Origin of the sequence: Cereibacter ovatus (assembly GCF_900207575.1) — a bacterium.
GTDB lineage: Bacteria > Pseudomonadota > Alphaproteobacteria > Rhodobacterales > Rhodobacteraceae > Cereibacter_A > Cereibacter_A ovatus.
Genome location: NZ_OAOQ01000013.1, coordinates 1 through 20,217, shown reverse-complemented (window position 1 = coordinate 20,217; position 20,217 = coordinate 1). Strand labels below are relative to the sequence as shown.

Here is a 20,217-nt window from a genome sequence, read left to right as displayed (position 1 = left end):
GACCCCCGGGATATTTGGGCCAGAATGAAGGGGGGAGCGGTCAGCAGTTCGGGACGTTGACGGCGAGGCCGCCGAGTGAGGTTTCCTTGTATTTCTCGTGCATGTCGCGGCCGGTCTGGCGCATGGTTTCGATGCAGACGTCGAGGCTGACGAGGTGTTCGCCGTCGCCGCGCAGGGCGAGGCTGGCGGCCGAGACCGCCTTGATCGCGCCAAGGCCGTTCCGTTCGATGCAGGGCACCTGGACAAGGCCCCGGACCGGGTCGCAGGTCATGCCGAGGTGATGTTCCAGCGCGATTTCGGCGGCGTTCTCGACCTGGGCGGGGGTGCCGCCGAGGACGGCGGCGAGCCCTGCGGCGGCCATGGCGGCGGCCGAGCCGACCTCGGCCTGGCAGCCGCATTCCGCGCCCGAGATCGAGGCGTTGTGTTTGACCAGCCCGCCGATGGCGGCGGCGGTCAGCAGGAAATCGCCCAGTCGGGACGGTGAGGCGCCGGGGACATGATCAAGCCAGTAGCGGATCACCGCGGGCACCACGCCGGCCGCGCCGTTGGTGGGGGCGGTCACCACCTGTCCGCCGGCGGCGTTTTCCTCGTTCACCGCCATGGCGTAAAGGCTCATCCAGTCGTTGATCGTGTGGGGCGCGGTCATGTTCAGGCCGCGTTCGGCCATCAGCGCCTCGTGGATGCCTTTTGCGCGGCGGCGGACATGCAGTCCGCCCGGAAGTGTTCCGCCGGTCGCCATGCCGCGGTTGATGCAGTCGGTCATCACCTGCCAGATTCGGGCCATTCCTGCGTCAAGCTCGGTTGCGGGGCGCAGGGAAAGTTCGTTCGCCCGCTTCATCTGCGCGATGGACAGCCCCGAGGCTTCGGCCATGCCCAGCATTTGCTGGGCGGTTTCGAACGGGAACGGGACGGCGGGGCCGGATTTCGGCCGGTCGGCGCGGCTTTCGGTCAGTTCCGCTTCGGTCAGCACGAAGCCTCCGCCGACCGAGTAATAGGTTTCGGCCAGCAGCACGTCGCCCTGTGCGTCGGTGGCGAAGATCTTCATGCCGTTGGCGTGGCCCGGCAGCGGCGGGCCATAGTCGAAGCGCAGATCCTTGTCGGGGTCGAAGCGCAGCGGGCCAAGGCCGGGCGGCTCGATCACCTTTTGCGTGTGGATCCTGGCCAGCACGTCGTCGGCGCGGCTTGCGTCGTAGCTGGCGGGGTCGAACCCGGCGAGGCCGAGGATGGTGGCGCGGTCGGTTGCATGGCCCACGCCGGTGAAGGCCAGGCTGCCGTGCAGCGAGGCGGCAACGCCATGGGCATGGAACGGGCTGGCGCGCAGCCGGTCAAGAAAGCGGGCCGCCGCCACCATCGGCCCCATCGTATGCGACGAGGACGGGCCGACGCCGACCTTGAAGATGTCGAAGACGGAAAGGAACATCGGCTGACCTCTGGTGCGGGCTGTCTGCTGACTGTAGGTGCGACAGGCCGCCGCGGACAGGGCCGAAAGCGACCTCGTGCGGTCATTCGCGCCACGAGGGTGCCACGGCCGGTGCGGGTTGCTTTCCTCTCGCACCCCTCGCGCTCCTTGCCTATAACCGGGGAACCCGGACCGGAGAGACAGGATGCCCGCAGAACTTTCCCCCATCGACATGGCGAAATTCGTGGCCGCGCGGCGTGCGGTGGATTTTGTGGAAGACGGCATGAAGCTGGGGCTGGGCACCGGCTCGACCGCGGCGTGGATGGTGCGCTGTCTGGCCGAGCGTATCCGCGCCGAAGGGCTGCGGGTGACCGGCGTTCCGACCTCGACCCGCACGGCCGAGCTTGCGCGCGATCTGGGCGTGCCGGTGGCATCGCTGGAACAGGCGGGCTGGCTGGATCTGACCATCGACGGCGCCGACGAATTCGACGCCGAGTTGAACCTGATCAAGGGCGGGGGGGCCGCGCTTTTGCAGGAAAAGATCGTGGCTTCGGCCTCGGACCGGATGGTGGTGATCGCGGATGCCGCGAAAGAGGTGGCCCGGCTGGGTGCCTTTCCCCTGCCGGTCGAAGTGATCCCCTTTGGCTGGCAGACCACGCAGGCGCTGATCGAGGAGATGCTGGCCGGCATGGATGTCGATGCCCGTGCGGTCACGCTGCGCAAGTCGGGCGATGCACCGCTGTTGACGGACGAAAAGAACCACATCCTTGATCTGCATCTGAAGCGGATCGGCAATCCGCGCCAGTTGGCGATGATGCTGAACCAGATCCCCGGTGTGGTCGAGAACGGGTTGTTCATCGACATCTGCGACGCGGTGGTGGTGGGCCATGCCGACGGGCGGGTGACGGTGCGCGATCTGGAAGGGGTGCAGGAAGGCCGCGTCGATCCGGGGCTTGTCCGCAACATCTTTGCCGATCCGGGGAACTGACGTGGCGTTCGACTACGACCTGTTCGTGATCGGTGGCGGCTCTGGCGGGGTGCGCGCGGCGCGCATTGCGGCGGCCGAGGGTGGCGCGAAGGTCGCGCTGGCCGAGGAAAGCCGGATGGGCGGCACCTGCGTCATCCGCGGCTGTGTGCCCAAGAAGCTGATGGTCTTTGCGTCCGGCTATCCCGATGCGGTGCAGGATGCCTGCGCCTATGGCTGGGAAGCCTCGTTGGGCGGGTTCGACTGGCCGCGCTTTCGCAGCCATCTGGCGGCCGAACTCGACCGGCTGGAAGGCGCCTATCGCGCCGGCCTGACCGGCGCGGGGGTCGAGATCTTTGACGAGCGCGCGACGCTGGCCGATGCCCATACCGTGCGGCTGGCCTCGGGGCGCGAGATCACGGCCAGACATATCCTGATCGCGACCGGCGGGCGGCCCTTCGTTCCCGACTTTCCGGGCTGCGACCTTGTGATGACCTCGGACGATGTGTTCGGGATGGACCGGCTGCCGCGACGGATGCTGGTGGTGGGCGGCGGCTATATCGCCAGCGAATTCGCCTGCATCCTGCATGGGTTGGGCGTCGAGGTCTGTCAGTTCTACCGCGGCGCGCAGATCCTGCGCGGTTTCGACGACGAGGCCCGCGGCCATGTCGCACAGGCGATGGCCGAGCGTGGGATCGCGATCAAATGCGGCACCGACGTGATCCGGCTGGAACGGACCCTCGACGGTATCCGCGCGACCACCACCGACGGATCCGACCGGACGTTCGACGCGGTGCTTTATGCCACCGGGCGGCGGCCGAACAGCGCGGGCCTTGGCCTTGAGGCGCTGGGGATCGGGCTTGGCCGCAACGGCCAGATCCCCGTCGACGACTGGAGCCAGACCGTCGTGCCCTCGATCTACGCGGTGGGCGATGTGACCGACCGGATCAACCTGACCCCGGTGGCGATCCGCGAGGGGCACGCCTTCGCGGACACGGTCTTCAAGGGCGTTCCGCGCAAGGCCGATCACGATCTGGTGGCTTCGGCGGTCTTTACCCAGCCGGAACTGGGCTCGGTCGGGCTGACCGAGGAACAGGCCCGCGAGCAGGAACCGATCGAGGTCTATGCCGCGGCGTTCCGACCGATGCAGACCTCGTTCGCGGGGCGGCCTGATCGGGTGTTGATGAAGCTGATCGTCAGCCAGTCCAGCCGGAAGGTGCTGGGATGCCATATCGTTGCGCCGAACGCCGGCGAGATGATCCAGCTTGCCGCCATCGCGGTGAAGATGGGCGCGACCAAAGAGGACTTCGACCGCACGGTTGCAGTCCACCCGACGATGGCAGAGGAACTCGTGACCCTGCGCAAACCAGTCCGCACGGCTTGATTTTGCTGTGCGGATCACCAGTTAAGGCGGCAGGCAAGGAAAGGGAAAGGTTTTTATGGCGAGCGGAGGACCGTGGGGCGGAGGCGGCGGCGGTGATCGCGGCGACAGGGACGGGCGGGATAACCGCGGCGGGCGGCGTCCCGGCGGCGGCGACGGATCGCAGATCCCCGAGATCGACGAAATCGTGAAGAAGGGTCAGGAACAGTTGCGTGTGCTGATGGGCGGCCGGGGCCGCTCGGGCGGTGGGCGCGGCGGTGGCGGGGGCGGGGGGAACCCGATGGGTCCGCTGTTCACCCGGCAGGGCATGGCGCTGGGTGCGCTGGCGCTGGCGGGGCTTTGGGCTTTCATGTCGTTCTACACCGTCCGGCCCGAGGAACGCTCGGTCGAGCTGTTTCTGGGTGAATTCAGTGCCATCGGCAGTCCGGGCCTGAACTTTGCGCCCTGGCCTCTGGTCACGGCCGAGGTGGTGCAGGTGACCGGCGAACGCACGACCGACATCGGCACCGGACGCGGCGGCGATACCGATACCGGCCTGATGCTGACCCGCGACCAGAACATCGTCGATATCGAATTCCAGGTGGTCTGGAACATCTCGGACCCGGCGGAATTCCTGTTCAACCTTGCCGATCCGGCCGACACGATCCGGGCGGTTTCGGAATCCGCGATGCGTGACATCATCGCCAGGTCCGAACTGTCCCCGATTCTGAACCGGGATCGCGGCGTGATCGCGTCGGACCTTCTGGCCGCGGTTCAGGCCACGCTTGACAGCTATCAGGCTGGCATCAACGTCGTGCGCGTGAACTTCGACCGCGCCGACCCGCCGCAAGAGGTGATCGACAGCTTCCGCGAAGTGCAGGCCGCCCAGCAGGAACGCGACCGGCTGGAAAAAGAGGCCGACGCCTATGCCAACCGCGTGACCGCCGCTTCGCGCGGCGAGGCTGCACGGCTGACCGAACAGGCCGAGGGCTATCGCGCCGAAGTGGTGAACAATGCCCAGGGTGAGGCCAGCCGCTTCAATGCGGTCTACGAGGAATATGTGAAGGCGCCCGAAGTGACGCGGCGCAGGATGTATCTCGAGACGATGGAGAAGGTTCTGGGCTCGATGGACAAGGTGATCCTTGACGGCGTGGACGGCGGGAACGGGCAGGGTGTCGTGCCCTATCTGCCGCTGAACGACCTGGGCCGCGGGACGGGACAGACCCGCGCTGTCGGCGCGAACGGGGGGGCAAACTGATGAACCGCAGTTCGCTTGTCCTGCCGATCCTGTTCATCCTTGTCGCGCTGGGCTTTTCGTCGGCCTTCATCGTGGACGAGCGTGAAAAGGCGCTGGTGCTGCAATTCGGTCAGGTCAAGGCCGTGAAGGAAGAACCCGGCATCGGCTTCAAGATCCCGCTGATCCAGGAGGTCGTGCGCTATGACGGCCGCATCCTTGGTCTGCCGACCCAGCCGATCGAGGTGACGCCGCTGGACGACCGCCGTCTTGTGGTCGATGCCTTCGCCCGCTGGCGCATCGTCGATCTGGTCGAGTTCCGCGAAGCCGTGGGCGCGGGCGGCATCGATGCCGCGCAGACCCGGCTTCAGCGGATCATGAGTCCGGCCATCCGCGAGGTTCTGGGCGGCGTGCCCTCGATCCGGGTGCTGTCGGAAGACCGGACCGTGCTGATGAACCAGATCCGCGACCTTGCCCGCCGTCAGGCGCTGGCACTGGGCGTCGACGTGATCGACGTGCGGCTGACCCGGACCGACCTGCCCGAGCAGAACCTGTCGGCCACCTATGGCCGGATGCGCGCCGAGCGCGAACGCGAAGCCGCCGACGAAATCGCCCGCGGCAACGAGGCGGCGCAGCGCGTGCGCGCGGCCGCCGACCGCACCGTGGTCGAGGTGACATCCGAGGCGCGCAAGCAGGCCGAGGTGATCCGCGGCGAGGCCGACGCGCTGCGCAACGCGATCTATGCCGAAGCCTTCGGCCGCGACCCCGAGTTCTTCGCCTTCACCCGTTCGCTGACTTCTTATGAACGGGCGTTGCAGACGGGGGGATCGTCGATCGTGATGCAGCCCGACAGCGAGTTCTTCCAGTATCTGCGCACCGACAGCGCCCCCGAGGGCACGCCGCGCCCCGTGGCGCCCCCGCCGGCCGCCGACCCGGCAGAGACGACGGCCCCCGCCGTCGAGTGACAGGCCAAGGCCCCGGGCGGCGCGTTGTTGCCGCCCGGGGTTCACATGCGCTTGACGGGCAAAGACGCCATTTGCATTGCGCTGCATCTTGTCCGACTGTCGTCCCCAAGGCCCCACGCCGCCTGCAAGGGCCGGTCTGTTTTTTCTGGAAGGAGTCGGGTGTGCAGTCTCACGCCAAAACCATTGCCCGCCGGGTTACGCCGGTCCCCGCGGCGGCCCTTCGGCTGTTTCTTGCGCTGATGCTTGGGCTTGGTCTTGCGCTGGCGCAGGTCGTTGCGGCCCATGCGCAGGGCGCGCCGGCCAGCTTTGCGGGCCTTGCCGACAAGATCAGCCCGGCGGTGGTGAACATCACCACCTCGACGGTGGTGGCGGCACCCACGCAGAATTCGCCCATGGTGCCCGAGGGGTCGCCCTTCGAGGATTTCTTCCGCGACTTCATGGACCCGCAGAAGCGCGGCGAAGGCCCGCGCCGGTCCGAGGCGCTGGGCTCGGGTTTCGTGATCTCGGAAGATGGCTACATCGTCACCAACAACCATGTGATCGAAGGCGCCGACGATATTCAGGTCGAGTTCTTCTCGGGCAAGAAGCTGGAAGCCAAGATCGTTGGCACCGACCCCAAGACCGACATTGCACTTCTGAAGGTGCAAAGCGACACGCCTCTGCCTTTTGTCAGCTTCGGCAACTCTGATCTGGCGCGGGTGGGCGACTGGGTGGTGGCGATGGGCAACCCGCTGGGACAGGGCTTTTCGGTCAGCGCGGGCATCGTCTCGGCGCGCAACCGGGCGCTGTCGGGCACCTATGACGACTATATCCAGACCGATGCCGCCATCAACCGCGGCAATTCGGGTGGGCCGCTGTTCAACATGGACGGTCAGGTGATCGGGGTGAACACCGCGATCCTGTCGCCCAACGGCGGCTCGATCGGGATCGGCTTTTCGATGGCCTCGAATGTGGTCGTCAAGGTCGTTCAGCAACTGCGCGAATTTGGCGAGACCCGCCGCGGCTGGCTGGGCGTTCGGATTCAGGATGTGACCCCCGATGTGGCCGAGGCGATCGGCCTGAAGGACGCCAAGGGCGCGCTGGTGACCGATGTGCCGGAAGGCCCGGCCAAGGTGGCGGGGATGGTGGCCGGCGACGTGATCGTGCAGTTCGATGGCGCCCCGGTGGCCGATACCCGCGATCTGGTGCGCCGGGTGGCGGATGCGCCGATCGGGCAGGCGGTGAAGGTGGTTGTGATGCGCGAGGGCAAGACCCGCTCGCTGTCGATCACGCTGGGCCGCCGCGAGGAAGCCGAAGGCGAAGGCCCGGCCGCGGGTGCAGGCCCTGCCGCGCCGGTCGAGCCGACGTCGGCCGATCTTCTGGGCCTGACCGTCTCGGCGCTGACCGCCGAGCAGGCGCAGGAGCTGGGCCTGCCGGGTGCGACCGAGGGTCTGGCGATCACCAAGGTCGATGCGGCCTCGGAAGCCTATACCAAGGGCCTGCGCGAGGGCGACCTGATCACCGAGGCCGGCCAGCAGAAGGTGGCCACGATCAAGGATCTGGAAGACCGCATCCAAGAGGCGCGCGAGGCCGGCCGCAAGTCGTTGCTGCTGCTGATCCGCCGCGGGGGCGATCCCCGCTTCGTGGCGCTGACCGTGGCCGAATAAGGCGCGCCGGGCTTCGATCCGGGAAGGGGTCGGGAAGGGCTTCGGGTGACACCGGGGCCCTTTTTCACGATCTCGTGGCGCTGATCCGGGGGGCGGCCCTTGGGCATGGTCCGGGCGGCGCGGCAGGGGGCAAGGTTTGCCTCGGGCAAGGCGGCGCGGTTGTCCAGCCGATCGGGGACACCCAGGGATCGCCCGCCCGTTCCGCGCCAAGGGCAGCCATTTCCTCCTTTCGTCGCCCCGGCTTGCTCTGGCCAAGCGCGCGCGATTGGCCTATGGCTCGGCCATGGCCAAGGGCAGGGAGAACGCGCTGAAAATGGCAAAAATCACCTATGTCGAATTCAACGGCACCGAACATGTCATCGACGTGGCGAACGGCCTGACCGTGATGGAAGGGGCGCGCGACAATGGCGTGCCGGGGATCGAGGCCGATTGCGGCGGCGCTTGTGCCTGCTCGACCTGCCATGTCTATGTCGATCCGGCATGGGTGGAAAAGCTGCCCAAGAAGGAAGCGATGGAAGAGGACATGCTTGATTTCGCATGGCAGCCCGACGCCGCCCGCTCGCGGTTGACCTGCCAGATCAAGGTTTCGGATGCGCTGGACGGGCTGAAGGTCTTCATCCCCGAAAAGCAGATCTGACCCGGTCAGGGCAGACGCGGCGTCCGGTCCCGCATCGGACGCCCGGTGCGGGCCTCGGGCAAGGATCAGCCGCTTGTCTGCGCCCCGCAGGACAAGCCCAGCTTCGTGGGGTGGATCTTGTCCTGCAAGGCAGGCTTGCGTCAGTGTTCCAGCACGATCACATCGCGGGCGGAAAAGCTGATCTGTGCCGGGCTGCCCACCTGCGGCGGCGGAACGTCGGCGCGGTTGAACGTATCCAGCGCCACGCTGGCGCCCTGGGTCTCGGCGCGGACGCGGATCACGCTGCCAAGGAACTGCACGTCCGAGATGGTCGCAGGCAGCACCACTTCGCGGCCCTCGGCGGTGCCCAGATGCAGTGCCTCGGGGCGCAGGGCCAGTCCGATGCGGGTGCCTGCGGCGCGTTCCAGCGATTCTGGCAGGCGGATGGTCTGACCGCCGACGCGCACGATGCCGGCTGACGGGTCGACCACCTCGGCCGGCAGGGTGTTCAGGGTGCCGACGAAATTCGCCACGAACTTCGTGGTCGGGTGGTTATAGATCTGGAACGGCGTGCCGACCTGTTCCGCGATCCCGCCGTTCATCACCACGATCCGGTCGGAAATCGACAGCGCCTCTTCCTGATCGTGGGTCACGAAGATCGTGGTGATGGCCAGCCGCTGCTGGATCGCCCGGATCTCGGTCCGCAGGCTGACCCGGATCTTGGCGTCGAGCGCCGACAGCGGCTCGTCCAGCAGCAGCACGCGCGGCCGCACCGCCAGCGCGCGGGCCAGTGCCACGCGCTGCTGTTGCCCGCCCGAAAGCTGAAACGGATAGCGCCCGCCCAGATCCGGCAGGCCGATCAGCGCCAGCATCTCGGCCACGCGGTCGGCGGCTTCGCGGCGGGGCACGCCCGCCACCTTCAGCCCAAAGCCCACGTTCTGCGCCACGGTCAGGTTGGGAAACAGCGCATAGGCCTGAAACACCATGCCGATCTTGCGCTGGTTCGGGCGCTGGCGAACCATGTCGCGCCCTTCGATCCGGATCGCGCCATGGTTCGGCGTCTCGAACCCCGCGACCATGCGCAGGACGGTGGTCTTGCCGCAGCCCGACGGCCCCAGAAGCGACACGAACTCGCCCTGTTCGATATCAAGGTTGAAGTCGCGGACGACGTGAAGGGGGCCGAAGGATTTCTCCAGCCGCGAGATTTCGAGAAAGGCCATCAGGCCGCGTTCCTGTTCATCTGTGTTGCGCTCTTGTATGCTTCGACAGCCGGGTGACAAGCTGGATCAGGCCCATGCAGACCCATGTGACGCCAAAGGCGATCACCGCCAGCGCGGCCGGTTCATAGGCTTTGTTCGATCCCATCCAGACCATGTAGGGGCCAAAGGCCGGGCGGTTCAGCAGCGCGGCCAGCACGAATTCCCCGATCACGATGGCAAAGGTCAGGAAGGCGCCCGACAGCACCGCCACCAGCACGTTCGGAAGGATCAGCCGGGACAGGATGGTGATCCAGCCCGCGCCAAGGCTTTGCGCGGCCTCGGTCAGGGTTTGCACGTCGATGGTGCGCAGGCCGGTATCGACCGCGCGATACATGTAGGGCAGCGCCAGCATGGTATAGCCGAACATCAGCAGCAGGTTCGTGCCCATCGCGCTGCCGGTCAGCGGCAGCCAGCTTGAGGTGTTGTAAAGCCGGATATAGCCGAACACGATCACGATCGGCGGGATCACCAGCGGCAGAAGGGTGATGAACTCGATGAAGGGCCGCCAGCGCGGCAGTTTCAGCCGCACCCAGAACACGGTGGGCACCACCAGCAGGATGCCGAACGCGATGGTGAACAGCGCCATCAGCACCGAATAGCCGAAGGTCTCGCGAAAGCGCGGGTCGGCCAGCACATTGGCATAGGCGTCAAAGCTGTATTCCCCGCGGCGGGCGCGCAACGAGAATTCGAACATGCCGATCAGCGGCAGGAAGAAGTAAAGCATCCCCGCCGCCAGCGCGATCCAGGACCAGAGTTTGGCGGATCTCATTTCACCCACCTTTCGGCGCGGGTGCGCAGCACGATGTAGATCACGTTGGCAACGCCCGTCAGCACGATCATGCCGAAGGCGATGGCATAGCCCAGATGCGGGTCTTGCAGCACGTCGCCGCGGATCTGCGCGAACAGGATGATCGGCACGATCGACAGCTGCGATCCGGTCAGCGCCATGGCCGTCGCCACCGCCCCGAAGGAATTGGCAAACAGCAGCGCGAAAGTGCCCAGAAACGACGGCCACAGCACCGGCAGGGCCACCATGCGCCAGTATTGGAAGCCGCTTGCGCCCAGCGTCTCGGCCGCCTCGCGCCATTCGCGTTTCAGGCCGTCCAGTGCGGGGGTGATGATCAGGATCATCAGCGGGATCTGGAAATACAGATAGGTCAGCGTCAGCCCGAGAAAGCTGATCAGGTTGAAGCCCGAGCCATAAAGGCTAAGACCGAACCATTCCTTCAGGATCACCGTCAGGAAGCCCAGCCGCCCCAGCGTCGCGATGAAGGCGAAGGCCAGCGGCACGCCGGCAAAGTTCGAGGCGACGCCCGAAAACGTCAGCATCGCGCCGCGCAGCGGTTGCGGCAGCCCGCCGCGCGTGATCGCCGCCGCGATCAGGAAGCCGGCAAGGCAGCCGAAGGCCGCCGTCAGCAGGCTGATGCGGATCGAGATCCAGAACGCGCCCATGATGCTGGGTGTGAACAGCCCGCGGATATTGTCCAGCGTGAAATTGCCCTGCACGTCGCGGAACGCGCCCAGCACGATATGTGCCGTGGGCAGGATCAGGAACAGCAGGGCGAACAGCAGGAACGGCGCCACGCCGAACCAGTTCAGCGGCAGCGACAGGCGTCGGGCGTCTTGCGGGGCTAGGTCTGTCATGCGGTGTCCGTCGTGGGTTGGGCCCCCGCCGAACGCGGCAGGGGCCCGGAAGTTCGGATCACTGGACGTTGGCGCCCACGACCTTGTCCCAGCCCGCGGTCACCACGGCCTTGTTGGCTTCCTGCTGCTCGACGGTGGGGAACACCGCGCGGGCATAGCCTTCGGCGGGCGGCAGCGCATCCAGCAGTTCCTGCGGGATCTTGCCGGCCTCGACCATCGCATTGAAGCGGGCGGGGTGGCAGTAGCCCTTCAGCCAGCCCAGCTGACCTTCGTCGGAATACAGGTATTCCATCCACAGCTTCGCCGCGTTCGGATGCGGCGCATAGGCCGAGATCGCCTGCACATAGACGCCGGCAAGGCTGGGGCCTTCGGGGATCACCACCTCGATCGGCGGGTTTCCGGCCAGGCTGTCGCGCCAGGACAGCAGGTTGTAATCCCAGGCCGCGACGATCGGGGTCTGGCCCTGCGCCATGGTGCCGGCCTTGCCGATCACCGGCACGAAGCCCGCGGTCTTGTTCAGTTCGGCGAAATACTCCAGCCCCATCTGGCCCGAACGTTCGCCCGGCTCGGCGCCGCTGGCCACGCCCGCCGACATCACGGCCAGGATCGCCTGGTTCGAGGCGCGCGGATCGCCCGCCAGTGCGAAGACATTGGCATATTTCGGATCAAGCAGCGCCGCCCAGCTTTTCGGCACTTCGTCCACCAGATCGGTGTTCACGCCGAACGACATCACGCCGTAATAGTCGCCATACCAGTGGCCGTCGGGGTCCTTGATCTCGGCCGGGATCTCGTCCCAGGTCGCAACCTTGTAGGGCTGGATCAGCCCTTCGGCCTGCGCCTGCGGACCGAAGGCCAGACCCACGTCGATCACGTCGGGCGCCTGCGGGCCGGTGTTGTCCTTGTTCGCGCGGATCGCCTCAATCTCGTCGGCGCTGCCTGCGTCGGGGTTCAGTTCGTTCACGGTGATTTCGGGATACTTCGCTTTGAAGCCCGCGATCACGCCGCCATAGCCGCACCAGTCATGCGGCAGGGCGATGGTGGTCAGCATGCCTTCGGCCTTTGCGGCCTCAACCAGTTCGGCGCTTTGCGCAAGGACGCCCGAGCCGGCTCCCATCGCAAACAGGCTGACCGAAGCGGCCAGTGCAAGTTTCATCGTCATCGGAACTCTCCCGGTTGTTGTCAGACCGAATACCGTTCTTCCCCGTCGGACCGACTGGCCGGCGAGGGCGGCGCTTGATCTCAGCTAAAGGCCGAAAACGGATTCTGGCAAGTTCCCTATCCGGCCCATGTAACAAATTTTTCGCGGCCATTTCAGCCTGTAACAAAAAGCTCGGGGCCGCGGGCCTGACTTTCCGGCAGGCAGGGCGGCCTTGCCCGCGGCGGGGCTGCGTCTTACCGTCCGGTCAAACATCCAGCAGGGGAAGACCACCATGACCGGATTCGCAACGACAAGACGTGGCCTTCTGATGGCCGGGGGCGCCGCGCTGGCACTGGGCGCATGGCCGCGCGGCCTTCATGCACAAGAGGCGCTGAAGGTCGCCGGCATCTACACCGTGCCGGTGGAGCAGCAATGGGTCAGCCGCATCCACAAGGCCGCCGAGGCGGCCAGGGCCGCAGGCCAAGTGGACTATGTCTTCACCGAGAACGTCGCCAACACCGACTATCCCCGCGTCATGCGCGAATATGCCGAAAGCGGCGTGAAGCTGATCGTGGGCGAGATCTTCGGTGTCGAACAGGAAGCGCGCGAGGTGGCGGCCGACTATCCCGACGTGGCCTTCCTGATGGGCTCCAGCTTCCCACCGGACGAGGCGGTGCCCAATCTGGCGGTGTTCGACAACTATATCCAGGATGCGGCCTATCTGTCGGGCCTGATCGCCGGCGCGATGAGCAAGGGCAACATCGGCATGGTCGGCGGCTTTCCGATCCCCGAGGTCAACCGCCTGATGAACGCCTTCATCGCCGGCGTGCGCGAGGTGAACCCCGCGACGACCTTCCAGGTCAGCTTCATCGGGTCGTGGTTCGATCCGCCAAAGGCCAAGGAAACCGCCTTTGCCATGATCGAGAACGGCGCCGACCTGCTTTACGCCGAACGTTTCGGCGTGTCGGACGCGGCGAAGGAACGCGGTGTGCTGGCCATCGGCAACGTGATCGACACGCAAGGCGACTACCCCGACACCGTCGTCGCCTCGGCGCTGTGGCATTTCGAGCCGACGTTCGACCGCGCGGTGGCCGAGGTTCTGGCCGGCACCTTCAAGGCCGCCGATTACGGCGTCTATTCCTTCCTGAAAGAGGGCGGCTGTTCGCTGGCGCCGCTTGGCAGTTTCGAAGGCAAGGTTCCGGCCGAGGCCATGGCGCTGGTCGCCCAACGTGAAGCCGCGATTCGCGACGGCAGCTTCACCGTGGCGATCGACGATTCCGAGCCCAAATCCTCGTGATCGTCGCGCCTGTCCTGCGCCTTTGCGGCATCACCAAGCGGTTCGGATCGCTTGTCGCCAACGACGCCATCAGCCTCTCCCTGAACCGGGGAGAGGTCGTGGCGCTGCTGGGCGAAAATGGCGCGGGCAAGACCACGCTGATGAACATCCTGTTCGGCCATTATGTGGCCGATGCAGGCACGGTTGAGGTGATGGGCCAGCCGCTGCCCCCCGGGCATCCGCGCGCCGCGCTGGCGGCCGGGGTGGGCATGGTGCATCAGCATTTCACGCTGGCCGACAACCTGACGGTGCTGGACAACATCCTGCTGGGCACGCGGCCTTTGTGGCGGCCGGGTCTGCGCAAGGCGGTGGCGCGGGCGCGGGTTCAGGCGCTGTCGCAGGATTTCGGCCTGTCGGTTCATCCCGACGCGCGGGTGGGCACGCTGTCTGTGGGCGAACGCCAGCGGGTCGAGATCCTGAAGGCGCTGTATCGCGACGCCCGCATCCTGATTCTGGACGAGCCGACCGCCGTCCTGACCCCGCAGGAAACCGAGGCACTGTTCCGCACCCTGCGGCTGGCGGTGGGTCGGGGGCTGTCGATCATCTTCATCTCGCACAAGCTGCACGAGGTGATGGGAGTGGCCGACCGCGCGGTGGTGCTGCGCCACGGCCGTGTGGTGGGCGAGGTCGCGACCGCCGATACCGACCGCCATGCCCTTGCCGCGCTGATGGTGGGCGAGGAAGTAGTGCCGCCAAAGGTGGCGCCGCCGACCCCCGGCCCGGTGCTGTTGCGGCTGGATGATGTCACCACCGCGCAGGCGGGCACGGCTACGGGGCTGCGCCGCGTGACGCTGGATCTGCGCGCGGGCACGATCACCGGGCTTGCCGGCGTGTCGGGCAACGGGCAGGCGGCGCTGTCGGATCTGGTCTCGGGGGTGATCCGGCCGCAGGCGGGGCGGCTGCACATCGCGGGTGCCCCCGTCACCCACTGGACCCCGCGCGAGGCCGTGGGCGCCGGCATCGCCCGCATCCCCGAAGACCGCCATTCCACCGGCACCATCGCCGATTTCACCCTGACCGAGAACGCGATCCTTGAAGGCTACCGTTCGCGCTTCGCAAAGGGTGGCTGGATGAACTGGCGCGCGGCCCGCGCCTTCGCCGAGGGCATCATCCGCACCTATGACGTGCGCTGCCCCGGACCCGACACCCGCATCCGGCTTTTGTCGGGTGGCAACATGCAAAAGCTGATCCTTGGCCGGGTGCTGGAACCCGGGCCGCGGATCATTCTGGCCAACCAGCCGGTCAGGGGCCTTGATATCGGCGCGATCACCTATGTCCATTCCCGGCTTTTGCAGGCGCGGGACGCAGGGGCGGCCGTGCTTCTCATCTCGGAAGATCTGGATGAGATCATGGCGCTTTCCGACAGTATTCATGTGATTTCCGAGGGGCGCCTGTCGCCCGGCTTTGCGCGGGGGACGATGACGCAGCAACAGCTTGGCCTGTGGATGGCCGGTCACGGGTTCGCCGATGCGGCTTGAACCGATTGCCAACCCCTCGGTGTTGCGCCGTCTGGGCCTGCCGGCGTCGGCACTGCTTGCGACCATCGCGGTCGCTTCGGGGCTGGCGGCGGTGGCGGGGGCCGATCCGCTGGCCACGCTGGGGCTGATCGTGAAGGGCGCCGCTGGGTCGAGATTCGCGGCGCTTGAAACGCTGAACCGTGCGACGCCCTTGATCTTTACCGGGCTTGCGGTGGCGGTGGCCTTCCGTGCCCGGCTGTGGAACATCGGCGCCGAGGCACAGCTTTACGCCGGCGCGATCATGGCCGTTCTGCTGGGAACCGGCGCGTTGCCGGGCGCCGTGGCGCTGCCGGCCATGGCGCTGGCGGCGATGGTTGCGGGCGCGCTTGTGCTGCTGGGGCCGGTGCTGCTGAAAACCCGCTTTGGCGTGGACGAGGTGGTGACGACGCTGCTGTTCAACTTCATCATGCTGCTGTTTGTCAGCTATCTGCTGGAAGGGCCGCTGAAAGACCCGATGGGGATGGGCTGGCCGAAATCGGCCGCGCTGGCGAAGGAAGCGCGGCTGCCGCGGATCGTCGACGGGTTGCGGCTGCACTGGGGCTTTGGCCTTGCGCTGATCGCGGCGCTGACGGTCTGGGTGATCGAACGGCGCACCGCCTTTGGCTATGAGATGCGCGCCGTCGGCCTGAACCCGCGCGCCGCGCGCTTTGCCGGGGTTCCGGTCAATGCCGTTCTGGTCAAGACCGCGCTGCTGTCGGGGGGCCTTGCCGCGCTGGCGGGCTTTTCCGAGGTGGCGGGGCTGAAAGGTCACCTGACGCTCGATCTGTCGCCGGGCTTTGGCTACACCGGAATTGTGGTGGCGATGCTGGCGCTGCTCAATCCGCTGGCGGTGGTGCCGGCGGCGCTGTTCGTGGCCGGCGTCTTTGTCGGCGCCGACAGCATGAGCCGCGCGGCAGGCGTGCCGACCTATATCGCGGACATGCTGCTGGCCTCGTCGCTGCTGTTCATGGTGCTGGCGATCCTTCTGGTGCGCTTCCGGGTGGTGCGCGGATGACCGCGCTTCTGGATATCCTTCTGTCGGCCACCTTCTGGGCCGCAGCCGTGCGCATCGCCTCGCCGTTGATCTTCGCCACCATGGGCGAGCTGATCTGCGAACGCGCGGGGGTGCTGAACCTCGGGATCGAGGGGATCATGGTGATCGGCGCCTTTTCGGGCTGGATCACCGTCTGGGCCGGTGCGGGTCTGTGGGAAGGCGTGGCGGTGGCGATGCTGGCGGGGATGCTGTTCGGCCTGCTTCATGCGGTGCTGGTGGTGCCCTTTGGCCTTAGCCAGCATGTTGTGGGGCTGGGGGTGACGCTTCTGGCGACATCGACCAGTTATTTCGCCTATCGCCTCATGCTGCCGCAGGTGACAAGCCCGCCCAAGATCGAACCTTTCGCCGTGTGGGAAGTGCCCGTCCTGTCCGACATCCCGCTGATCGGCCCCGCACTGTTCGCCCAGACGCCGCTGACCTATGCCGCCTTTGCGGTGGCGGCGCTGGTGGCGCTGGTGTTGTGGCGCACGCCCTTGGGTCTTGCGATCCGTGCCGCGGGCGAGAACCCCTCGGCTGTCGATGCGCAGGGGTTGTCGGTCACGGGGCTGCGGATCGGGGCGGTGGTCGTGGGGTCGGGCCTGATGGCGGTGGGGGGCGCGTTCCTGACGCTGTCGGCCTTTTCCAGCTTCTTCTTCGAGATGGTGAATGGCCGCGGTTGGATCTGCATCGCGCTGGTGGTGTTCGGCGCGTGGCGGCCGGGCAAGGCCGTGCTGGGGGCGCTGCTCTTTGCCGCCTTCGACGCGCTTCAGGTCCGGCTGCAACAGACACCTTTGGGGCAGGTGGTGCCGTATCAGCTGTTCCTGATGGCGCCTTATGTGCTGTCGATCGCCGCACTTGTGCTGATGTCGCGCCGGGCCTCGGTTCCGGCGGCGCTGATGCAGCCGTTCAACAGGGGGGAACGCTGATGTTCGATCTGATCGTGAAGGGCGGCACGCTGCCCGATGGTCGGGTGGCCGATGTGGGCATCAAGGCCGGCCGGATCGCCGCCATCGGCCAATTGCCGGCCGAGGCCGCCGAGGTGATCGACGCCACCGGCGATCTGGTCAGCCCGCCCTTTGTCGATCCGCATTTTCATATGGATGCGACGCTGTCCTACGGCCTGCCGCGCGTGAACGCGAGCGGCACGCTTCTGGAAGGCATCGCGCTGTGGGGAGAGTTGAAGCGCATTGTCTCGGTGGACGAGATGGTGGCCCGCGCGCTGTCCTATTGCGACTGGGCTGCCAGCATGGGGCTTCTGGCGATCCGGTCCCATGTCGATGTCTGCGACGACCGGCTGTTGGGGGTTCAGGCGCTGCTTGAGGTGCGCGAACAGGTCAAGGGCTGGATGGATCTGCAACTGGTGGCCTTCCCGCAGGACGGGCTTTACCGCGATCCGACCGCACGGGCGAACCTTCTGCGGGCGCTGGACATGGGCGTGGATGTCGTGGGCGGTATCCCGCATTTCGAGCGGACGATGGCGGATGGCGCGGCCTCGGTTCGCGACCTGTGCGAGATCGCGGCCGCGCGCGGGCTGATGCTGGATCTGCATTGCGACGAGACCGACGACCCCCTCAGCCGCCATGTCGAGACGCTGGCGGCCGAGGTGATCCGCACCGGGCTTCAGGGCCGGGCGGCGGGCAGTCACCTGACCTCGATGCATTCGATGGACAATTACTATGTGTCCAAGCTGTTGCCGCTGATGGCCGAGGCGCGGCTGGCCGCGATCCCGAACCCGCTGATCAACATCGTGCTTCAGGGCCGCCACGACACCTATCCCAAGCGGCGCGGCCTGACGCGGGTAAAGGAAATGCAGGCCCATGGCATCACCGTGGGCTGGGGTCAGGATTGCGTGCTGGACCCGTGGTATTCGCTGGGCACCGCCGACATGCTGGATGTGGCCTTCATGGGGCTGCATGTCGCGCAGATGACCCACCCGGCCGAGATGCGGCGCTGTTTCGACATGGTGACGGCCGAGAACGCAAGGATCATGGGTCTGGATTACGGGCTGCACGAAGGGGCGCCGGCTTCGCTGGTGGTGCTGGATGCGGGCGACCCGACCGAGGCGCTGCGCCTGCGCCCCGACCGGCTGTGCGTGATCGCCAAGGGCCGGGTGATCGCGCGCAAGGCCCGCAACGATTCGCGGCTGTCGCTGCCGGGGCGGCCGGGCACGGTGCGCCGCCGTCACAGGCTGCCGGGGGCCTAGCCGGGAACCGTCCCCGCCGGGCCGAGTTGCCCTCCGCAGTCCCAACCCGCGGAGAGACCGATGCCCCAGCCCGACATCTGCGTGGTGATGAACACAGGCGCGGGCAGGGGCGAAGACGCCGCCCGCGTCCGGGCCGCCTTTGCGGCGCAGGGCGTGGCGGTGGCGCTTGATCCGGTTCAGGACGGTGCGCGGATCGAGGCCACGGCCCGCCGCGCGGTCGTGCATGGCTTTGCCACCGTGGTGGCCGCGGGCGGGGATGGCACGATCTGCGCCGTGGCCTCGGCGCTGGCCGGGACGGGGCGGCGGATGGGCATCCTGCCGCTTGGCACCTTCAATTATTTCGCGCGGTCGCTGGCGTTGCCGGCCGATCTGGATGGCGCGGTGGCGGTGGTCGCCTCTGGCCGCACCGCGCCCATCCGCATTGCCAGCGTGAACGGTCAGGTGTTTCTGAACAACGCCAGCCTTGGCGTCTATCCCGCCATCCTGAAAACCCGCGAGGAAATCTATGGTCGCTGGGGCCGCAGCCGCCTTGCGGCCTACTGGTCGGTCCTGAAGGTTCTGGCGCGCATGGGCCGGCCGTTGAAGATGCGGCTGCGGGTGGGGGCCGAGGAACGCCTGCTGCGCTCGCCCTTGGTGTTTGTGGTGAACAACGCCTTCCAGCTGGAGCAGATGAACCTTGCCGGCGCCGACCGGGTGGCGGCGGGCGATCTGGTGGTGTTCATTGCCCCCGATACCGGCCGGCTTGGCATGTTGCGCAATGCCGCGGCGCTGGCGCTGGGCTTTGCAAGCGTCGATCAGAACTACATGATGCTAAGCGCGCCGCGGATCGAGATCGACCTGCCCACCGGCCGATCCCGGTTCTGGCATGTCGCCCGCGACGGCGAGCGCGAGCGGATGACCCCTCCGCTGAAGTTGCGCGCCATCGCTGACGCGCTGGAGGTGACGGTTCCCGACAGCTATGATCGCGAGGCGCGATGAGGCGCATCCTTCACCTGTCCGATCTGCATTTCGGCCGCGACCGGCCCGAGTTGCTTCGCCCGCTGATCGACCGGGTGAACGGTCTTGCCCCCGATCTTGTGGCGATCTCGGGTGATCTGACCCAGCGCGCGACCGAGGCGCAGTTTCGCGCCGCGGAGACCTTTGTCACCGCGCTGGAACCGCCGGTTCTGGTGGTGCCGGGCAACCATGATGTGCCGTTGCACAATCTGTTCATGCGTCTGCTGCGGCCATGGAGCCGCTATCGGCGCTGGTTCGGCCGCGATCTGGAACCCTGCTGGCAGGACGATCAGGTGATCGTGGCCGGCGCCAACACGGTCAATCCGATGGCGTGGCAGCAGGGCTGGTTCCGGTCCCGCTCACTTGTGCGGATCAGGCGGGCCTTTGCGGGCGGGGGGCCGCGCCTTCGCATCGTCGTGACCCATCACCCGATGGAACACACCCCCGAGGACCGCAAGGAACCGATGCGCGGTGCCGACCGAGCGGCGCGCGCACTGGCCGATTGCGGTGCTGATGTGATCCTGTCGGGTCATCTGCATACATGGCGCGTCGGCCCCTTCGCGCAACTTGCGGGGCAGGGGGGCGTGCTTCAGGTTCATGCCGGCACCGGCCTGTCGACCCGTCTGCGCGGAGAGCCCAACGATTTCAACCTGCTTGAGGTCTCGGCCGACCGCATCCATGTTCAGCGCCATGTCGCAGAGGCCGGGGGCGCAGGCTTCCGCCTTGCCGAGTGCCGCAGCTTTCACGGCGGCCCCGGCCGCTGGAGCGCCGACGACTGACCGCGCGGGTGCGCCGCGCTTGACCCCGGCCTGCGATCCGTGGCCTTACCGCTCACCGCTCACCGCTCACCGCTCACCGCTCACCGCTCACCGCTCACCGCTCACCGCTCACCGCTCACCGCTCACCGCTCACCGCTCACCGCTCACCG

Annotated in this window: 18 protein-coding genes; 13 read left to right on the top strand and 5 right to left on the bottom strand. The window is 67.1% G+C overall.

All coding sequences use genetic code 11. From position 1 onward, the window contains the following. Positions 1-40 precede the first annotated feature (40 nt). Complete coding sequence (locus tag CRO07_RS12990) at positions 41-1,420, bottom strand: L-serine ammonia-lyase (RefSeq protein ID WP_097031120.1); 1,380 nt, start codon at positions 1,418-1,420, stop codon at positions 41-43. A 184-nt stretch (positions 1,421-1,604) separates the two neighbouring features. Between CRO07_RS12990 and rpiA the strand changes: the two genes are divergently transcribed. The 6 genes from rpiA (at position 1,605) to CRO07_RS12960 (ending at position 8,205) form a co-directional block, all read left to right on the top strand. Further along, positions 1,605-2,387, top strand: coding sequence for a ribose-5-phosphate isomerase RpiA (rpiA, locus tag CRO07_RS12985; protein ID WP_097031119.1), 783 nt, complete (start codon positions 1,605-1,607; stop codon positions 2,385-2,387). A gap of 1 nt (position 2,388) precedes the next feature. Beyond that, the gene (gene gor / locus CRO07_RS12980) at positions 2,389-3,747 is read left to right on the top strand and encodes a glutathione-disulfide reductase (RefSeq protein WP_097031118.1); all 1,359 of its coding nucleotides are present in this window, start codon (positions 2,389-2,391) and stop codon (positions 3,745-3,747) included. A 55-nt stretch (positions 3,748-3,802) separates the two neighbouring features. Next, positions 3,803-4,981 carry an FtsH protease activity modulator HflK gene (hflK, locus tag CRO07_RS12975; RefSeq protein ID WP_097031117.1) on the top strand — a complete coding sequence of 393 codons (1,179 nt, stop codon included), beginning with the start codon at positions 3,803-3,805 and terminating at the stop codon, positions 4,979-4,981. Then, positions 4,981-5,922 (top strand): protease modulator HflC, encoded by a 942-nt coding sequence (hflC, locus tag CRO07_RS12970; protein ID WP_235841001.1) that lies wholly within the window; start codon positions 4,981-4,983, stop codon positions 5,920-5,922. Before hflK ends, hflC begins: the two co-directional genes overlap by 1 nt. Before the next feature lie 161 nt (positions 5,923-6,083). Continuing rightward, positions 6,084-7,568, top strand: a complete 1,485-nt coding sequence (locus tag CRO07_RS12965) for a DegQ family serine endoprotease (protein ID WP_176504571.1) — start codon at positions 6,084-6,086, stop codon at positions 7,566-7,568. A gap of 313 nt (positions 7,569-7,881) precedes the next feature. Further along, positions 7,882-8,205 carry a 2Fe-2S iron-sulfur cluster-binding protein gene (locus CRO07_RS12960; protein WP_097031186.1) on the top strand — a complete coding sequence of 108 codons (324 nt, stop codon included), beginning with the start codon at positions 7,882-7,884 and terminating at the stop codon, positions 8,203-8,205. Positions 8,206-8,345: 140 nt separating this feature from the next. Here the strand turns inward: CRO07_RS12960 and CRO07_RS12955 are convergent, their stop codons facing one another. Genes CRO07_RS12955 through CRO07_RS12940 form a run of 4 tightly spaced genes read right to left on the bottom strand, consistent with a single transcriptional unit; the run spans position 8,346 to position 12,246 of the window. Further along, the gene (locus CRO07_RS12955) at positions 8,346-9,404 is read right to left on the bottom strand and encodes an ABC transporter ATP-binding protein (protein ID WP_097031115.1); all 1,059 of its coding nucleotides are present in this window, start codon (positions 9,402-9,404) and stop codon (positions 8,346-8,348) included. A gap of 16 nt (positions 9,405-9,420) precedes the next feature. Continuing rightward, on the bottom strand, positions 9,421-10,212 hold the full coding sequence (locus tag CRO07_RS12950) for an ABC transporter permease (RefSeq protein ID WP_097031114.1): 792 nt from the start codon (positions 10,210-10,212) through the stop codon (positions 9,421-9,423). Further along, positions 10,209-11,087, bottom strand: coding sequence for an ABC transporter permease (locus CRO07_RS12945; RefSeq protein ID WP_097031113.1), 879 nt, complete (start codon positions 11,085-11,087; stop codon positions 10,209-10,211). The genes CRO07_RS12950 and CRO07_RS12945 overlap by 4 nt, the downstream gene beginning before the upstream one ends. Positions 11,088-11,145: 58 nt before the next feature. Then, the gene (locus CRO07_RS12940; protein ID WP_097031112.1) at positions 11,146-12,246 is read right to left on the bottom strand and encodes an ABC transporter substrate-binding protein; all 1,101 of its coding nucleotides are present in this window, start codon (positions 12,244-12,246) and stop codon (positions 11,146-11,148) included. A 271-nt stretch (positions 12,247-12,517) separates the two neighbouring features. On the opposite strand from CRO07_RS12940, the gene CRO07_RS12935 reads away from it, so the two are divergent. Genes CRO07_RS12935 through CRO07_RS12905 form a run of 7 tightly spaced genes read left to right on the top strand, consistent with a single transcriptional unit; the run spans position 12,518 to position 20,068 of the window. Beyond that, complete coding sequence (locus tag CRO07_RS12935; protein ID WP_097031111.1) at positions 12,518-13,522, top strand: BMP family protein; 1,005 nt, start codon at positions 12,518-12,520, stop codon at positions 13,520-13,522. Further along, positions 13,519-15,039 (top strand): ABC transporter ATP-binding protein, encoded by a 1,521-nt coding sequence (locus tag CRO07_RS12930; protein WP_097031110.1) that lies wholly within the window; start codon positions 13,519-13,521, stop codon positions 15,037-15,039. Before CRO07_RS12935 ends, CRO07_RS12930 begins: the two co-directional genes overlap by 4 nt. Next, entirely contained in the window at positions 15,029-16,072 is a 1,044-nt protein-coding gene (locus tag CRO07_RS12925; protein WP_097031109.1) for an ABC transporter permease, read from the top strand. The genes CRO07_RS12930 and CRO07_RS12925 overlap by 11 nt, the downstream gene beginning before the upstream one ends. Then, the gene (locus tag CRO07_RS12920) at positions 16,069-17,016 is read left to right on the top strand and encodes an ABC transporter permease (RefSeq protein ID WP_097031108.1); all 948 of its coding nucleotides are present in this window, start codon (positions 16,069-16,071) and stop codon (positions 17,014-17,016) included. The genes CRO07_RS12925 and CRO07_RS12920 overlap by 4 nt, the downstream gene beginning before the upstream one ends. After that, positions 17,016-18,293, top strand: coding sequence for an amidohydrolase family protein (locus CRO07_RS12915; RefSeq protein ID WP_097031107.1), 1,278 nt, complete (start codon positions 17,016-17,018; stop codon positions 18,291-18,293). The genes CRO07_RS12920 and CRO07_RS12915 overlap by 1 nt, the downstream gene beginning before the upstream one ends. A 60-nt stretch (positions 18,294-18,353) precedes the next feature. Further along, entirely contained in the window at positions 18,354-19,271 is a 918-nt protein-coding gene (locus CRO07_RS12910) for a diacylglycerol/lipid kinase family protein (protein WP_097031106.1), read from the top strand. Next, positions 19,268-20,068 carry a metallophosphoesterase family protein gene (locus CRO07_RS12905; protein WP_097031105.1) on the top strand — a complete coding sequence of 267 codons (801 nt, stop codon included), beginning with the start codon at positions 19,268-19,270 and terminating at the stop codon, positions 20,066-20,068. The genes CRO07_RS12910 and CRO07_RS12905 overlap by 4 nt, the downstream gene beginning before the upstream one ends. Positions 20,069-20,217: the final 149 nt, after the last annotated feature.

Coding starts and splice junctions, on each gene's coding strand:
- CRO07_RS12950 (WP_097031114.1), bottom strand. CDS start 10,212: ATGAGATCCGCCAAACTCTGGTCCTGGATCGCGCTGGCGGCGGGGATG.
- CRO07_RS12920 (WP_097031108.1), top strand. CDS start 16,069: ATGACCGCGCTTCTGGATATCCTTCTGTCGGCCACCTTCTGGGCCGCA.
- CRO07_RS12940 (WP_097031112.1), bottom strand. CDS start 12,246: ATGACGATGAAACTTGCACTGGCCGCTTCGGTCAGCCTGTTTGCGATG.
- CRO07_RS12990 (WP_097031120.1), bottom strand. CDS start 1,420: ATGTTCCTTTCCGTCTTCGACATCTTCAAGGTCGGCGTCGGCCCGTCC.
- hflC (WP_235841001.1), top strand. CDS start 4,981: ATGAACCGCAGTTCGCTTGTCCTGCCGATCCTGTTCATCCTTGTCGCG.
- hflK (WP_097031117.1), top strand. CDS start 3,803: ATGGCGAGCGGAGGACCGTGGGGCGGAGGCGGCGGCGGTGATCGCGGC.
- CRO07_RS12925 (WP_097031109.1), top strand. CDS start 15,029: ATGCGGCTTGAACCGATTGCCAACCCCTCGGTGTTGCGCCGTCTGGGC.
- CRO07_RS12945 (WP_097031113.1), bottom strand. CDS start 11,087: ATGACAGACCTAGCCCCGCAAGACGCCCGACGCCTGTCGCTGCCGCTG.
- CRO07_RS12910 (WP_097031106.1), top strand. CDS start 18,354: ATGCCCCAGCCCGACATCTGCGTGGTGATGAACACAGGCGCGGGCAGG.
- CRO07_RS12935 (WP_097031111.1), top strand. CDS start 12,518: ATGACCGGATTCGCAACGACAAGACGTGGCCTTCTGATGGCCGGGGGC.
- CRO07_RS12915 (WP_097031107.1), top strand. CDS start 17,016: ATGTTCGATCTGATCGTGAAGGGCGGCACGCTGCCCGATGGTCGGGTG.
- CRO07_RS12905 (WP_097031105.1), top strand. CDS start 19,268: ATGAGGCGCATCCTTCACCTGTCCGATCTGCATTTCGGCCGCGACCGG.
- CRO07_RS12955 (WP_097031115.1), bottom strand. CDS start 9,404: ATGGCCTTTCTCGAAATCTCGCGGCTGGAGAAATCCTTCGGCCCCCTT.
- CRO07_RS12960 (WP_097031186.1), top strand. CDS start 7,882: ATGGCAAAAATCACCTATGTCGAATTCAACGGCACCGAACATGTCATC.
- rpiA (WP_097031119.1), top strand. CDS start 1,605: ATGCCCGCAGAACTTTCCCCCATCGACATGGCGAAATTCGTGGCCGCG.